The 15,124-nt window shown below is 65.9% G+C and carries 18 protein-coding genes; 2 read left to right on the top strand and 16 right to left on the bottom strand.

Translation table 11 applies throughout. The features are described 5' to 3' along the window. On the top strand, nucleotides 1-294 hold a 294-nt coding region (locus EB75_RS29730), incomplete at its 5' end, for a hypothetical protein (protein WP_217267715.1). 26 nt (nucleotides 295-320) lie between these two features. On the opposite strand, the gene murA is transcribed toward EB75_RS29730, so the two are convergent. Continuing rightward, nucleotides 321-1,574 (bottom strand): UDP-N-acetylglucosamine 1-carboxyvinyltransferase, encoded by a 1,254-nt coding sequence (gene murA / locus EB75_RS19360; RefSeq protein WP_073696937.1) that lies wholly within the window; start codon nucleotides 1,572-1,574, stop codon nucleotides 321-323. Between the two features lie 71 nt (nucleotides 1,575-1,645). On the opposite strand from murA, the gene EB75_RS19355 reads away from it, so the two are divergent. After that, nucleotides 1,646-2,248 (top strand): cob(I)yrinic acid a,c-diamide adenosyltransferase, encoded by a 603-nt coding sequence (locus EB75_RS19355; protein ID WP_073696936.1) that lies wholly within the window; start codon nucleotides 1,646-1,648, stop codon nucleotides 2,246-2,248. Between the two features lies 1 nt (nucleotide 2,249). Here the strand turns inward: EB75_RS19355 and EB75_RS19350 are convergent, their stop codons facing one another. The 15 genes from EB75_RS19350 to rpmE all read right to left on the bottom strand — a co-directional run bounded on the left by EB75_RS19350 (nucleotide 2,250) and on the right by rpmE (nucleotide 15,055). After that, nucleotides 2,250-2,696: a DUF2550 domain-containing protein gene (locus EB75_RS19350; RefSeq protein ID WP_073696935.1), complete on the bottom strand. Its 447-nt coding sequence runs from the start codon at nucleotides 2,694-2,696 to the stop codon at nucleotides 2,250-2,252. Between the two features lie 7 nt (nucleotides 2,697-2,703). Further along, nucleotides 2,704-3,069, bottom strand: a complete 366-nt coding sequence (locus EB75_RS19345) for a F0F1 ATP synthase subunit epsilon (RefSeq protein ID WP_020104136.1) — start codon at nucleotides 3,067-3,069, stop codon at nucleotides 2,704-2,706. A 66-nt stretch (nucleotides 3,070-3,135) separates the two neighbouring features. Next, the gene (atpD, locus tag EB75_RS19340; protein ID WP_073696934.1) at nucleotides 3,136-4,566 is read right to left on the bottom strand and encodes a F0F1 ATP synthase subunit beta; all 1,431 of its coding nucleotides are present in this window, start codon (nucleotides 4,564-4,566) and stop codon (nucleotides 3,136-3,138) included. Nucleotides 4,567-4,590: 24 nt separating this feature from the next. After that, on the bottom strand, nucleotides 4,591-5,511 hold the full coding sequence (locus EB75_RS19335) for a F0F1 ATP synthase subunit gamma (protein ID WP_073696933.1): 921 nt from the start codon (nucleotides 5,509-5,511) through the stop codon (nucleotides 4,591-4,593). Between the two features lie 7 nt (nucleotides 5,512-5,518). Then, nucleotides 5,519-7,168, bottom strand: coding sequence for a F0F1 ATP synthase subunit alpha (atpA, locus tag EB75_RS19330; RefSeq protein WP_020104133.1), 1,650 nt, complete (start codon nucleotides 7,166-7,168; stop codon nucleotides 5,519-5,521). Between the two features lie 35 nt (nucleotides 7,169-7,203). Next, nucleotides 7,204-8,544, bottom strand: coding sequence for a F0F1 ATP synthase subunit B/delta (locus tag EB75_RS19325; protein ID WP_073696932.1), 1,341 nt, complete (start codon nucleotides 8,542-8,544; stop codon nucleotides 7,204-7,206). Next, nucleotides 8,545-9,078: a F0F1 ATP synthase subunit B gene (locus EB75_RS19320; RefSeq protein WP_073696931.1), complete on the bottom strand. Its 534-nt coding sequence runs from the start codon at nucleotides 9,076-9,078 to the stop codon at nucleotides 8,545-8,547. Between the two features lie 9 nt (nucleotides 9,079-9,087). After that, on the bottom strand, nucleotides 9,088-9,351 hold the full coding sequence (locus tag EB75_RS19315; protein ID WP_020104130.1) for a F0F1 ATP synthase subunit C: 264 nt from the start codon (nucleotides 9,349-9,351) through the stop codon (nucleotides 9,088-9,090). A gap of 76 nt (nucleotides 9,352-9,427) precedes the next feature. Then, nucleotides 9,428-10,180: a F0F1 ATP synthase subunit A gene (gene atpB, locus EB75_RS19310; RefSeq protein ID WP_174557697.1), complete on the bottom strand. Its 753-nt coding sequence runs from the start codon at nucleotides 10,178-10,180 to the stop codon at nucleotides 9,428-9,430. Between the two features lie 8 nt (nucleotides 10,181-10,188). Next, nucleotides 10,189-10,662, bottom strand: coding sequence for a hypothetical protein (locus EB75_RS19305; protein WP_073696941.1), 474 nt, complete (start codon nucleotides 10,660-10,662; stop codon nucleotides 10,189-10,191). Nucleotides 10,663-10,921: 259 nt separating this feature from the next. Next, nucleotides 10,922-12,118: a glycosyltransferase family 4 protein gene (locus tag EB75_RS19300; RefSeq protein ID WP_043397025.1), complete on the bottom strand. Its 1,197-nt coding sequence runs from the start codon at nucleotides 12,116-12,118 to the stop codon at nucleotides 10,922-10,924. Beyond that, nucleotides 12,115-12,774 (bottom strand): L-threonylcarbamoyladenylate synthase, encoded by a 660-nt coding sequence (locus EB75_RS19295; protein ID WP_073696930.1) that lies wholly within the window; start codon nucleotides 12,772-12,774, stop codon nucleotides 12,115-12,117. Before EB75_RS19295 ends, EB75_RS19300 begins: the two co-directional genes overlap by 4 nt. 41 nt (nucleotides 12,775-12,815) lie before the next feature. Next, the gene (prmC, locus tag EB75_RS19290) at nucleotides 12,816-13,640 is read right to left on the bottom strand and encodes a peptide chain release factor N(5)-glutamine methyltransferase (RefSeq protein ID WP_502689386.1); all 825 of its coding nucleotides are present in this window, start codon (nucleotides 13,638-13,640) and stop codon (nucleotides 12,816-12,818) included. Next, nucleotides 13,640-14,719 carry a peptide chain release factor 1 gene (gene prfA / locus EB75_RS19285; RefSeq protein ID WP_073696928.1) on the bottom strand — a complete coding sequence of 360 codons (1,080 nt, stop codon included), beginning with the start codon at nucleotides 14,717-14,719 and terminating at the stop codon, nucleotides 13,640-13,642. The genes prmC and prfA overlap by 1 nt, the downstream gene beginning before the upstream one ends. A 99-nt stretch (nucleotides 14,720-14,818) precedes the next feature. Further along, nucleotides 14,819-15,055, bottom strand: a complete 237-nt coding sequence (rpmE, locus tag EB75_RS19280) for a 50S ribosomal protein L31 (protein WP_073696927.1) — start codon at nucleotides 15,053-15,055, stop codon at nucleotides 14,819-14,821. Nucleotides 15,056-15,124 lie beyond the last annotated feature (69 nt).

Raw genomic sequence — 15,124 nt, 5'->3', positions numbered from 1 at the left:
AAAACTGGCATCAAAAAACAACCACACCCCACAAACGGGAAAACACGAGGCATGGTCAAAAAACAACAAACAAAAACCACCAAACACACTATTGAGTTCTCAAACAACACGCCGTTTTCGGGCAACCCCACCAACCTACTATCTCTTGGTCGGGCTGTCAAGCTCTTGCTCTGGGCTTTTTCGGCCCCGCTCGCTGCTGACTTGGAATACATTAGCGGGCCGATCTTGATTTTACAAAACGCCTGCATATCGGCCGTTTTTGCGCCGAAACGCGTCGCACGGGCTCCGTCGTAAGGGTCCGTGCGACACGCCAAACGCCGTCAACTGACCCTTTCGACCTCCGCGCCCAAACTCACCAGGTTCTCCACGAACAACGGGTATCCCCGGTCGATGTGGAAAACGTCGTGAACCTCGGTGTCACCGTCGGCGCACAATCCCGCCAACACCAAGCCGGCGCCGGCACGAATATCCGAGGCCCATACCGGCGCACTCGACAACTGCGGCATTCCGCGGACCACCGCGTGGTGTCCGTCGGTACGGGCATCGGCGCCCAGGCGGATCATCTCTTCGACGAACCGGAACCGGGCTTCGAACACGTTCTCGGTGATCATCGACGTGCCATCAGCGATACACGCCAAACCGATGGCCATCGGTTGCAGGTCTGTCGGGAACCCCGGGTACGGCAGCGTCGCGACGTTGACCGCCTTCGGCCGCTCGTACTGCACGACGCGGAACCCGTTGTCGTGCTGGGTCACGGTTGCGCCGGCATCGTGGAGTTTGTGCAGCACCAGCTGCAGATGCTGGGGGTCCACCCCCGTAACCGCGACATCGCCTTGCGTCATCGCGGCGGCAATTCCCCAGGTCGCTGCCACGATCCGGTCACCGATCACCCGGTGTTCGGTCGGATGTAGCTTGTCCACGCCGGTGATGGTCAGGGTGGAGGTGCCTCCCCCACTGACCTTGGCGCCCATCTGGTTCAACATGTCGCAGATGTCGACAATGTCGGGCTCGCGCGCCGCGTTGTGGATGATCGTCACACCCTCGGCCAACACGGCAGCCATCAGGATGTTCTCGGTCGCACCCACCGATGGGAACTCCAGCTGAATCTCGGCGCCACGCAGGTGATCCGCCTCGGCGACCACGCAACCGTGCTCGATGTTGCATCGGGCGCCGAGTTGCCGCAGGCCAGATTGATGCATGTCCAGCGGCCGCGATCCGATCGCATCACCACCGGGCAACGCGACTTTCGCCTTCTTGCAGCGCCCCACCAACGGACCGAGCACACACACCGAAGCGCGGAACTGCCGAACCGCGGCGAAATCCGCGTCGTACTTGGGCTCGTCGGGAGAGGTGATGCGCGCCACGTCGCCGTCGAGCTCGACGGTCGCCCCGAGACCTCGCAGCACCTCGGCCATCAGCGGCACATCCAGGATGTCCGGACAGTTGGTGATCGTGGTGGTGCCCTCGGCCAACAATGCCGCGGCCATCAGCTTCAGCACGCTGTTCTTGGCGCCCCCCACGGCAACTTCGCCGGACAACCGGCTACCCCCGGTCACCACGAAACGCTCGCTCACGCGGCTAAGTGTAAACAGCGGCGCAGGCCGGTGTCAGGCCACGAAGAAGTCTCCGCGAGTACGGTTTCACCATGGCTGTGCACCTGACCCGCATCTACACCCGGACCGGCGACGACGGGTCTACCGGACTCAGCGATTTCAGCCGGGTATCGAAGAACGATTCGCGTCTGGGGGCCTACGCCGACTGTGACGAAGCCAACGCCGCGATCGGCGTCGCCGTCTCCGCCGGCGCACCCGACGAACGAATTCGCTTGGTACTCCTGCAGATTCAGAACGATCTGTTCGACGCCGGCGCAGACCTGTCGACACCGGTGGTCGAGAATCCGGAATATCCGCCGCTGCGGATCACCCAGCCGTACATCGACCGGCTCGAAGCTTGGTGTGACGAGTTCAACGAACCACTGCCGAAGTTGACGTCGTTCATCCTGCCCGGTGGCACTCCCCTGTCGGCCTACCTGCACGTCGCGCGAACCGTGGTCCGGCGCGCTGAACGTGCGGCCTGGCAGGCGATCGATGAGCACGGCGACGGGGTCAGTGTCCTGCCGGCCAAATACCTGAATCGGCTGTCGGATCTGCTGTTCATCCTGTCGCGGGTCGCGAATCCCGACGGTGACGTGTTGTGGCAGCCGGGCGGCGGGACGCCGCAATCCGACAGCAGCGAGGAAGTTCGATAAATCACACCGCGCGGCGGCGGGACCGCGGCGACGGCCGGGCCTCCAGCCACGACGTGAATGCCGTCAAGGCTCCACGGTCCAAAGCGATTTCGTAACCGCTGCGCCGTTCGGGACTGTTGTCGCGCAGCTCGAGAATGACCGTTTCGGTGGTCATGATGTCGAATTCGTCGCCCCGTGGGGCGCGGCGCCCGACGACTTCCAGGCCACGACGGGACAGAGTCCGGTCGGGCCACCAGCGCAGGCTCGACAAACGATAAAAGCCGGCTTCGCCACCGCGGTAGCGCATGACTCCATGCCGCCACCCGTGGCCGCCGGCTGCTGGGTAGTCGCGCAGGATGGCGGCGGTGCCGCCAACCTGGCGCAACTTCCACAAGCGATAACTCAGTGCGGCAACAGCCAGCACCAACACGCCGACGAGCGCGACCATCAACAACATGGACGCGCTCATCGGGGTATCAGTCGAGCTGGCCTACGGCGCGCAGACGCGCCCGGCCCCACGCAGCGGTCGCCTCGTCGTCCGACGCGGCATCGGCCTTGGCCGCATGCGCGTCGATCTCCGACTCCAGCGCCGCATCTTCAACCAGAATCCGCACGGTGTCCTCGGTTACCGAGAGGAACCCACCGGACACGGCGATCCGCAGATCGTCCTCGCCCTCGCGCTCGACCCGGACCATCGCGTCCTCGACCAGCTGGCCGACCAACGGGATGTGCCGGGGCAGGATGCCGATCTCGCCGGCGGTGGTGCGAGTGAAGACGAATGTGGCCTTACCTGTCCACAGCGCGCGCTCGACGGCGACGATCTCGACGTCCATTTCGGCCATGTCACACCACCTTTCGGCTAAGACTGACAGCGAACTGTGCCAGTCGGTTCTTCGCGCAAGCGCTCATCACAGCTTGGCGCCGAGGCTTTCGGCCTTCTTCGCCAGGTCGTCGAGACCACCGATGAGGAAGAACGCCTGCTCCGGCAGGTGGTCGAAGTCGCCCTTGGCGAGACGGTCGAACGCCTCGATGGTCTCCTTCAGCGGCACCGTCGAACCCGGCTGGCCGGTGAACTGCTCGGCCGCCATCATGTTCTGGCTCAGGAAGCGCTCGATCTTACGGGCGCGGTACACCAGCACCTTGTCCTCTTCCGACAGTTCGTCGATACCGAGGATGGCGATGATGTCCTGAAGATCCTTGTAGCGCTGCAGGATTCGGATGACTTCCTGAGCAACCCGGTAGTGCTCGTCGCCGACGATGCTGGGGTGCAGGATCGTCGAGGACGAAGCCAGCGGGTCCACGGCCGGGAAGATGCCCTTGGAGAACACCGCACGAGAAAGCTCGGTGGTGGCGTCCAGGTGGGCGAACGTGGTGGCCGGGGCCGGGTCGGTGTAGTCGTCGGCGGGCACGTACACGGCCTGCATCGAGGTGATCGAACGACCACGGGTCGAGGTGATGCGCTCCTGGAGCTCACCCATCTCGTCGGCCAGCGTCGGCTGGTAACCCACGGCCGAAGGCATACGACCCAGCAGGGTCGAGACCTCGGAACCGGCCTGGGTGAACCGGAAGATGTTGTCGATGAACAGCAGCACGTCCTGGCCCTGCTCGTCGCGGAAGAACTCGGCCATGGTCAGGGCCGACAGGGCGACGCGCATACGCGTGCCTGGCGGCTCGTCCATCTGGCCGAACACCAGGGCGGTGTCCTTGAGAACGTTCGCGTCCGCGAGCTCGACCCACAGGTCGTTGCCCTCACGGGTGCGCTCACCGACGCCCGCGAACACCGAGGTACCACCGAAGTTGCGGGCAATACGGTTGATCATCTCCTGGATCAGAACCGTCTTACCGACACCGGCACCACCGAACAGGGCGATCTTGCCACCGCGCACGTACGGGGTCAGAAGGTCGACGACCTTCAGACCGGTCTCCAGCATCTCGGTGCGGGGCTCCAGGTCCGCGAAGGCCGGGGGCTTGCGGTGGATGGACCAGTGCTCGAATTCCTTGCCGTAACCCGGCTCGTCGAGGCAGTCACCCAGGGCGTTGAACACGTGGCCCTTGACGCCGTCGCCGACGGGCACCGAGATGGAGGCGCCGGTGTCGCGAACGTCGGTGCCACGCACCAGTCCGTCGGTCGGCTGCATCGAGATGCAGCGCACCAGGTTGTCACCGAGGTGCTGGGCAACCTCGAGGGTCAGGGTCTTGGCCAGCGCACCGAAGGTGATGTCGGCGTGCAGGGCGTTGAACAGCTCGGGCACAGAGCCACGCGGGAATTCGATGTCCACCACCGGGCCGGTGATGCGAACCACGCGACCAGTGGTCTTGGTCTCTACAGCAGAAGTCATATCTCTCTTCGCTTCCTACGGGGCCTATTTCGCGTCGGCCAGCGCGTTGGCGCCACCGACGATTTCGCTGATTTCCTGGGTGATCTGGGCCTGGCGCTCGCGGTTCGCGGCGAGGGTCAGGGCCTTGATCAGGTCGTCGGCGTTGTCCGTTGCCGACTTCATGGCGCGTCGACGCGAAGCCGACTCCGAGGCCGCGGCCTCAAGCAGTGCCGCATAGACACGGGTCGCGATGTACCGCGGCAGCAGCGCATCGAACAACACGTCCGCACTCGGCTCGAACGAGTACAGGGTGTGGATGCCGGTCGGCTCCCCCGTGTACTCGACGGCCAGCGGCGCGATCCGCACGGCCTCGGCGGTCTGCGACAGCATCGACTTGAACTCGGTCGAGACGATGTGCAGTTCGTCGACGCCCAAGATGCCGTCGGCACCCGGTCCGTCACCCTCGTCGTCGGCACCCGCCATGAACGCCGTCACCAGCGTCTCGGCGATTTCCTTGGCGTTGGCGTACTCCGGACGCTCCGAGAAGCCGGTCCACGACTCGGCGACGGCGCGCTGACGGAAGCTGTAGTAGCCCAAGGCCTTTCGGCCCACGACATACAGCACCGGCTCCTTGCCCTCGTTGCGCAGCAACGTGAACAGTTCCTCGGCCCGACGCAGCACGTTGGCGTTGTAACCGCCGCACAGGCCGCGGTCCGACGACACCACCAGGACCCCGGCACGGCGCGGGTTCTCCCGCTCCACGAGCAGCGGGTGGTCCAGCGCGCTGGCCGACGCAAGCTCGGTGAGCATGTTGGTGATCTCAGTGGCGTAGGGCCGGGCTGCATCAACCCGGGCCTGCGCCTTGGCGATCCGCGACGTGGCGATCAGCTCCTGCGCCTTCGTGATCTTCTTGATCGACGAGGCGGATTTGATACGTCCGCGTAGCTCGCGCAGTGTGGCTGCCATTGGTTACCTAGGCCTTCTTCGGTGCCGGCTTGTTGACCTTGACCGACTCCTGGCCGAGCTCAGCAGGATCCAGGGCCTCGGCCTCGGCTTCCTTGACGACGACCGAGCTACCGTCGGTGGCGGCGAAGCCCTTCTTGAACTCGTTGATGACCGAGACCAGCTTCTCCTCGTTCTCCTCCGAGAGCTTCTTGGTCTCCTTGATCCCGGTGAGGATGTCGGCGTGGCTGGCCTTCACGTGCTCGAGCAGTTCGGACGAGAAGCGCGAAACATCTTCGGCCGGAACTGAATCCAGGTGGCCCTGGGTGCCCAGGAAGATCTCGATGACCTGGTCCTCGACAGCCAGCGGGCTGTACTGCGGCTGCTTGAGCAGCTCGACCAGGCGAACACCACGGTCCAGCTGAGCCTTCGATGCGGCGTCCAGGTCCGAGGCGAAGGCCGCGAAGGCCTCCAGCTCGCGGTACTGCGACAGGTCGAGGCGGAGCGAGCCCGCCACTTCCTTCATGGCCTTGATCTGGGCGGCACCACCGACGCGGGACACCGACACACCGACGTTCACGGCCGGGCGGACACCCTGGTTGAACAGGTCGGACTCCAGGAAGCACTGACCGTCGGTGATCGAGATGACGTTGGTCGGGATGAACGCCGAGATGTCGTTGGCCTTGGTCTCGATGACCGGCAGACCCGTCATCGAACCGCCACCGAGCTCGTCGGACAGCTTCGCGCAACGCTCCAGCAGACGCGAGTGCAGGTAGAAGACGTCACCGGGGAACGCCTCGCGGCCCGGCGGGCGACGCAGCAGCAGCGAGATGGCGCGGTAGGCGTCGGCCTGCTTCGACAGGTCGTCGAACACGATGAGGACGTGCTTGCCGTTGTACATCCAGTGCTGACCGATGGCCGAGCCGGTGTACGGGGCCAGCCACTTGAAGCCGGCGGGGTCGGAGGCGGGAGCCGCGACGATGGTCGTGTACTCCATGGCGCCGCCCTCTTCCAGCGCGCGCTTCACGCTGGCGATGGTGGTGCCCTTCTGGCCGATCGCGACGTAGACGCAGCGCACCTGCTGCTTCGGGTCGCCGGTCTCCCAGGCCTCGCGCTGGTTCAGGATGGTGTCGACGCAGACGGCGGTCTTGCCGGTCTTGCGGTCACCGATGATCAGCTGGCGCTGGCCACGGCCGATCGGGGTCATGGCGTCGATGGCCTTGATACCGGTCTGCAGCGGCTCGCTGACGCTCTGGCGCTGAACCACGGTCGGGGCCTGCAGCTCGAGGGCACGACGGGTCTCGGCCTTGATCTCACCCTGGCCGTCGATGGGCTCACCGAGCGGGTTGATGACGCGGCCCAGGAACTCGTCGCCGACGGGCACCGAGAGCACCTCGCCGGTGCGCTTGACCTGCTGGCCCTCTTCGATCTTCTCGAACTCACCCAGGATGACCGCACCAACGCTGTGCTCGTCGAGGTTCAGGGCCACGCCCAGAACGCCGCCGGGGAACTCGAGGAGCTCCTGGGTCATGACCGAGGGCAGACCCTCGACGTGTGCGATGCCGTCACCGGCGTCGACGACAGTGCCGATCTCTTCACGATCGGTCGAGGCCGAGAACGTCGTTACGTAGTTCTCGATGGCACCTTCGATATCAGCAGCCGAGATTGTCAACTCTGCCATGGTTTTTGGTCTTCCTAGTCTTGGGTGTTTCGGAGTTAGTCGGGCAGCCGGTTGGAGGCGGCGGCCAGTCGTGACGAGATGGATCCGTCGATCACCTCGTCGCCGACGGTGATGGTCAGACCACCGAGGAGGCTCGGATCGACATGCAGCTGGACGGACACCGGGTGGCCGTAGATGCGCGTCAGAACCGACGTGAGTCGGGTCCGCTGGGCATCGGACAGTGCCGCGGCGGCTTCCACGTGGGCGACGACCTCGCCGCGGCGGGCGACTGCCAGCTCGGCCAGATCGAGGACTGCCTGGTCGGCACGTTCGCCGCGCAGCAGGCTCACGGTCTGCGTCAGCAGCGCCTTGACAGTGCTGTTGACCGAGCCGTTGGTACCGGTAAGGACCTTGTCCAGCAAGGCAACTCGGCCGTCGACCGGAGTGCCGTAGTCACCGAGCAGCGTCGAGAGACGTGGCTGCGCGTCCAGCACGCGGCTGAACCGGAACAGCTGGTCCTCGACCTCGGCGACGTCACCGCTGACCTCGGCCCGCTTGATCAGCGCCAGGCGAGCGACGTGCTCGATGGCGTCGACCAGATCGGACTGCTCCGACCACCGCGAAGACACCGCGGAACGCAGCAGCTCCAGGGCGTTGGCGCCGATCTTGCCGGACAGCACCGCGTCCAGCAGCGCGACCTTGGGGGCCGGGTTGTCGGCAGGCTCTGCCAGGTGGCGGCCGAGGTTGACCTCGGTCAGCAACAGGCGGGCGACGGCAGCCAGATCATCGGCCAGCGCGGTCAGCGCGGACGCGTCCAGACCGTTGGCGGTGGTGTCGAACTTCCTGACGAGAACGGTCAGGGATTCGCGACTCGCGGCCCGCAGCTTCACTTCGGCGTGGGTACCGACCTCGGCCGAGGACGGTGCCATCTGCTCCAGATCGTCGAGGAAGCGGTCGACCGTGCCGGCCTGAGCGCCGGGCTCGGCGACGTAGCGCCGCACCAGCTCGTCAGCCTTGGCGACCGACTCCGCGCCCAGCCCCTGACGAAGCTCCCGGATGACGCCCTGGCGCAGCAGCTCGACCTGCTGGCCGCCCTGCGCCTTGATCCGCTCGGCGTCGACACCGGCCTGCTCGCTGAGCTGCTCGATGATGCGCTGCGAATCGTGCCGGGCCTCGTCGGTCACCTTGGCCGACTCGGCCTTCGCGTCGGCAAGTGCCTTGGCGTGCATCTTGTCGGCGTCAGCGAGTTTCTGTGCGGCTTCGGCACTTTCGGCCAGCGCGACGCGAACGGCCTCCTGCTGCTTGGCCATCATGCCCTTCACTGGAGGCACCACGTACTTCCAGATGATGGCCACGATGACGGCAAAGCCGATCAGCTGCCCGATGAAGATTTCCATCTACTGGCTCCCGCCTGATTTCACGTCAGACGCCAGCTCGATGCCGAGGATCCGGCTCGCCAGCGTCTGGGACAGGTTGTCGACCGACGACTGCAGTTCGGCCTGTGTGGACTGCCGCTGTGCGGACAGTGCCTGGTCGGCACCCTTGAGGGTTTCGGCCACCTCACCACTCGCCGCTGCACGCGCCTGGTCGACGACCTTGCGGCCCTCGTTGCGGGCTTCGTCACGGATGGCCGAGGCCTCCGTACGGGCACCCGCCATTGCCGCGTTGTAGTCCGCCTCTGCGGCGGCCACCTGCTCAGCCGACTTCCGGTTGTCAGCAGCGGTCTTGGCCAGCATTTCCTCGCGTTCGACCAAGACCTTGCTGATCGGTGGCACAACCCACTTGCCGATCACGCCGAGCACGATCAGGAAGATGATCAGCACGACGAAGAAGGTCGCGTTGGGGATCAGGAAGTTCTGACCCCCTCCACCACCAGAGCCTTCCGCTGCTGCCTGGCCCGAGGCCAGGATGGTTGCGCTCAATTCACCCATGTCGACGGATTACGACAGGCCCGGGGTGGCGAACACGAAGAGCGCCATGAAGGCCAGGTTGATGAAGTACGCGGCTTCCACCAGACCGACGGTGATGAAGAACGGGGTGAACAGGCGGCCCTGGGCCTCCGGCTGACGGGCGATGCCCGAGATCAGCGCGTTACCGGCGATACCGTCACCGATACCGGCGCCGATGGCGCCACCGGCCATGATCAGGCCACCGCCGATGAGGGCGCCCTGGATGATAGTGGCGTTCGTTGCTGCGTCGGCCATTCTCTTTTTCCTCCTTGGTAACTGGTAGCTGCGCTACCAGGGTCTTATTTGTGGTTCCTACAGGTCTTGCGGGTACTTAGTGGTGCTCGTCGAGTTCCATCGACTGGCTGAAGTACAGGATGGTCAGCAGCGCGAAGATGAACGCCTGGATGAGGCCGACGAAGAGGTCGAAGGTCTTCCAGATGGCATTCGGCGCCCACTGCACATACCAGGGGAACATCGCGATCAGCGCGACCAGGATGCCGCCGGCGAACATGTTGCCGAAGAGTCGCAGAGACAGCGAGACCGGCTTGGCGATCTCCTCGACGATGTTGATGGGCGCCAGGACCGCGACATGGCCCTTCAGCAGCTTCTTGAAGTGACCGAAGACGCCACGGCGCCAGATGCCTGCCGCGTGGTAGCAGAGGAACACGAACAGCGCGAGCGCCAACACGTAGTTGATGTCCGAGGCCGGCGGGGCCAACAGTTCCTTCGCGCCACCGTCTGCCCCACCGAACTGCACCGGCAGGACCGAGAGCCAGTTGGAGATCAGGATGAAGGTGAAGATCGTGACGGCCAGCGGCAGCACGAACGGAGCGATCTTCATACCGATCGCGGTCTCGATCTGCTGGCGCATCTGGATGGTGATGGCCTCGAAGAACAGCTGCACACCGCCGGGCACTCCGGTCGAGGTCACCTTCGCCTTCACGAAGAAGGCCAACGCGATGACGATGACAGCGGCCACGCTGGTGGCGATGATGGTGTCGACGTTGAAGGTGTAGCCCCACAGCTCGTGCTGCTCGTGGTGGCCGACCTCAATGGCGGCCTCGGCGGTGAATTGTTGAATCACTTGGGTCGTCAGTCCTTTGCTTCTGATCCGTCGTGTGCTTCTGGTTGGTCGACGCCGCCACCGTTACGTTGGCTGGCGCGGACCTTCTTCATGACCGGCAATGCGGTGCTCATGACAAGAATCGCCTGGAACAATGCCACCCCGAACAGCACGCCGATGCCGGTTGGCTTGAAAAACCAAGTGACCAGCAGGGCAATCACCGAGATGAACACCAACCGCATCGCGGAGTTGGCTGCCATCTGCATCTTCAGCGGGTGGTCCTTGGCGGTGACCTTGGCAACCGCACGGCGGACCAGCATGGCGTTGCCGAGACCGAGCGCCATCCCCAGACCGAAGAAGGCGCCGAACTTGAGATTGCCGCTCACTGCGTAGCCGCCGCCGAGCGCGATGGCCGTCACGAGGAGCGAGATAGCAAACAAACGCACGGGCTGAAAAGCCACTGCCGGCAACACCAGAGGCGCGTCCTGCGCTGGCGTCGTCATGGTGTTCACCTCAATCCCGCGGTCACGAGTGCCGTCCCCATATACCTGGCAATCCTGTGTGCGTGCCCACAGAGCGTATCGAAGGTCACATCGAGCGCGTCGGGCACACTGGAATCACCCAAGGGGAAGCTCCCTTTGTCGGTCGTTATTCGGCGCCGATCGGCTTGTGTGAACCGATGGGCCGGGCCGGCAACCCGCGAGGTTTTTCGGGTTCTGCCAGAACCGTACCACATGGTGGACGCCCCAAATCGACCACCTACTACTTTTTGTCGTACTCGCCTTCGGGCAGGTCATCGCGCCGCCGCAGGAGCGGGATCAGGGTGAAAATGGCGGCCAGCAGGATGGCCCCGAGCATCACCGCACCCGTGTACCGGGGGTCGAAGAAAATGGTGCTGGCGGCCCCCAGCGCAACGATGCCGACCCACAGGTAGATGAGCAGCACGACGCGTCGGTGCGAGTGGCCGATCTGCAGCAACCGGTGGTGCAGATGCATCTTGTCGGGACTGAACGGGCTGAGGCCGGCACGGGTGCGACGCACGATGGCCAGCAGCATGTCGAGGGCCGGTACGAACATCACCGCAACGACCAACAGGAATGGCGACAGCAAAGCAAAAACGTCGCGCGCGCCGTAGGCGTTCTGGGAGATCGGGCCCGCCGCGGTGGTCGACGCCGCCGCCAGCATCAGGCCGATGAGCATGGACCCGGAGTCCCCCATGAAGATGCGGGCCGGGTGGAAGTTGTGCGGCAGGAAGCCCAGGCAGGCGCCGGCGAGCACCACGGAAATGACGGCGGGCGGGTAGAACAGCACGTCACCGCCGTGGTCGCGCAGCAGCCCGACGGAGAAGATGCAGATGGCCGACGCGGTGATCAGGCCGAGCCCGGCGGCCAGGCCGTCCAGGCCGTCGACGAAGTTCATCGCGTTGACGATCGACACCGTCAGCGCCAGGGTCAGCAGGATGGACGACGCCTGGTCCAGCACGATGGTGCCGACGCCGCCGATCGGGATGTACAGCACACTCCACGCGACGCCCATGGTGACCAGGACGCTGGCGGCGGTGATCTGGCCGGCGAACTTGGTCAGGGCGTCCAGGCCCCACCGATCGTCGATCAGGCCGATGAGCATGATCAGACCGCCGGCCACCACGACGGCCGGCATACCTGACGAATACACGAAACCGCGTGTCAGCGCGGGCAATTGGGAGGCCAGCAGCACCGCGGCGGCCACCCCGATGTACATGGCCAGTCCGCCCATCCGCGGAACCGGCTGGACGTGGACGTCGCGTTCGCGCGGGTAGGCGACGGCGCCGAAACGGAACGCCAGCGCCCGCACCCAGCCCGTGGCGAAGTAGGTGATGATCGCCGCGGTGAGACCGACCAGCACCAGCTCCCGCAGCGGGACGCCGGTGCCACGGTCGATCTGGGCGAGCAGCCGGCCTGCGTCGGCTACTACTGTCACGGCACCTCGCCGGTCAGGGACTCCGCTTCGACGCCGAGAACTTCGGCGATCTGCGCGACGGAGATCGGTCCTTCGCGCAGCACGCGCGGCGTCGCGCCGGTCAGGTCGACGATCGTGGAGGCGGCCTGCTTGGTCGCCGGTCCGGCGTCCAGGTACACCTCGACCTTGTCGCCCAGCTGCGCCCGCGCCTCGTCGGCGTTGACCGCGGGCGGCCGGCCCGAGATGTTGGCGCTGGAGACGGCCATGGGACCGACTTCGCGCAACAACTCGATGGCGACCGGGTGCAGGGGCATGCGCAGCATGACGCTGCCGTTGGTGTCCCCGAGATCCCACGACAGCGACGGGGCCTGACGCACCACCAGGCTGAGCGCCCCGGGCCAGAACGCCTCGATCAGATCGCGCGCCGACGGCGGCACGGCGTAGACCAGGCCGTCGATGGTGCGCCACGAACCCACGAGGACCGGGACCGGCATGTTGCGGCCCCTCCCCTTCGCGGCCAGCAGCGCGGCGACGGCCTCGCTGTTGAAGGCGTCGGCGCCGAGACCGTAGACGGTGTCCGTGGGCAGCACGACCAGGCGACCGCCCTTGAGCGCACTGATGGCCGAGGAGATCCCGGTGCTGCGCTTGGCCGCATCGCTGCAGTCGAACGTCTCCATCTACTACTCCTCGCTAGCGCTCATCGGTTGCAATGACCGACTCACTGTCGTGTCGCGGTGACGAACCGGGGCCGCCCGGCCAGATCTTGCCGCGCGGTGATATCTCCGAAACTACCGTCGCGCTCCAGAGCGGCCACCACCTGATCCGCTGTGGTGTCGTCGTGTTCGATGCCCAACCTGCCGCCGGGACGCAGCAGCCGCGCCGCCGACGCGATGATCGGCACGATGACGGACATGCCGTCGGGTCCGCCGAACAGGGCCGCGGCCGGGTCGTGGTCGATGACCTCCGGATCGAGTTCCGCGCCCTCGGGGATGTACGGCGGGTTGGACACCAGGAGGTCCACTGTGCCGGTCCTGTCTGCCAGCAGGCTGGGAACGGTGACGTCGGCCTCAAGTACCTCGACGGCGCTGCCGGCACAGTTGCGCCGGGCGTAGACGAGGGCCTCCGGGGATTTCTCGACGGCGACGACCTGCGCCTGCGGCCAGGTGTGCGCGAGAGCCAGGGCGAGGGCCCCCGAACCGGTGCACAGATCGACGATCAGCGGGCTCGGTGGCAGCGGCTGGGTCATGGCCCACTCCAGCAGCGCCTCGGTCTCCGGGCGCGGAATGAACACGCCCGGACCGACCCGCACTTCCACCGGACCGAAAGCGGCCGTTCCGATCAAGTGCTGCAAGGGAATTCGCCGTGCACGGCGCGCCACCAGATCGCGGAAACGCGGATAGAACTCCGGATCGGGTTCGGAGAACATCACCCGGGCGCGGTCCACCCCGGCGGCATGCGCGGCAAGGTATTCGGCGTCGACACGCGCGGAATCGATGCCGGCGGCGGCGAGCTGCGTAGTCGCCTCAGTGATGGCCTGGCGGATCACTCTTGTGCGAGCCGGGCCTGCTTGTCGGCGGCGGCGAGAGCGTCGAGCAGCGCGTCCATGTCGCCGTCGAGCACCTGGTCGAGGTTGTGGGCCTTGAAGTTGATGCGGTGGTCGGCGATCCGATTCTCGGGGAAGTTGTACGTCCGGATGCGCTCACTGCGGTCGACGGTGCGGATCTGGCTGGCGCGGTCCGCGGAGGCGTCGGCCGAGGCCTGCTCTTCGGCCAGCGCCTGCAGGCGCGCGGCGAGCACCACCATGGCGCGGGCCTTGTTCTGCAGCTGCGAGCGCTCGTTCTGGCAGGTGACGACGATGCCGGTGGGCAGGTGCGTGATACGGACCGCCGAGTCGGTGGTGTTGACGCCCTGACCACCCTTGCCCGACGACCGGTAGACGTCGATCCGCAGGTCGGATTCGTCGATCTGGACCTGCTCGACGTCTTCGGGCTCCGGGTAGACGAGGACGCCGGCGGCCGAGGTGTGCACGCGGCCCTGGGACTCGGTGACGGGAACCCGCTGCACCCGGTGCACGCCGCCCTCGAACTTCATGCGCGACCACACGCCGTCGGCGGAATCGCCCTTGCTGGCGATGGTGATGGTGGCGTCCTTGTAGCCGCCGAGGTCCGACCAGGTCTCGTCGAGCACGGTGACGGTCCAGCCGTGGCGCTCGGCGTAGCGGATGTACATGCGCGCGAGGTCTGCGGCGAACAGCGCCGACTCCTCGCCGCCTTCCCCGGACTTCACTTCGAGGACGACGTCGTCGGCGTCGTGCGGGTCGCGCGGGGCCAGCAGGTCGGTCAGCTTGGCGTCGAGTTCGGCGACACGGGCTTCGAGCTCCGGGACCTCCGCCGCGAACGCGGCGTCCTCGGCAGCGAGCTCACGCGCCGCTTCGAGGTCGCCCTGGGCGGCCTCGAGCTTGCGGTAGGTCACGACGATCGGCGACACCTGTGCGAAGCGGCGCCCGACCTTGCGGGCCGCGCCGGCGTCGGCGTGCAGGTTCGGGTCCCCCAGCTGTCGCTCGAGATCGGCGTGCTCGGCCAGCAGCGCCTCGATGCGGGGCGCTGTATCTGTCTCTGCCACTTTCGGACTCCTGCGGTTGTTCTGGGGTGCCGGGTTCTGGATACGAAAACGGCGCCCGGACCTGACGCGAATGCGACAGATCGGGCGCCGTGAACGTAGCTAGCTCTCGGACGCGGCCTTCGAGCCGACGTTGCGCTTGCCGTACCGCTTCTCGAAGCGGGCCACGCGGCCGCCGGTGTCGAGAAGCTTCTGCTTGCCCGTGTAGAACGGGTGGCACTGCGAGCACACCTCGACCACGATGTGGCCGCTTTCCTTGGTGCTGCGCGTCTGGAAGCTGTTGCCGCAACCGCAGACCACGGTGGTCTCGACGTATGCGGGGTGAATACCCGATTTCATTTCATGGTCCTCTGTGATCGATGGCGCCGGGTCGCCCGATTATTCGGACGTGAACCGGAACCGAGGGGG

Origin of the sequence: Mycobacterium sp. ST-F2 (assembly GCF_001905655.1) — a bacterium.
Taxonomy (GTDB): domain Bacteria; phylum Actinomycetota; class Actinomycetes; order Mycobacteriales; family Mycobacteriaceae; genus Mycobacterium.
The sequence above is the reverse complement of the archived record's forward strand: the minus strand, read 5'-3'. Positions and strand labels throughout refer to the sequence as shown.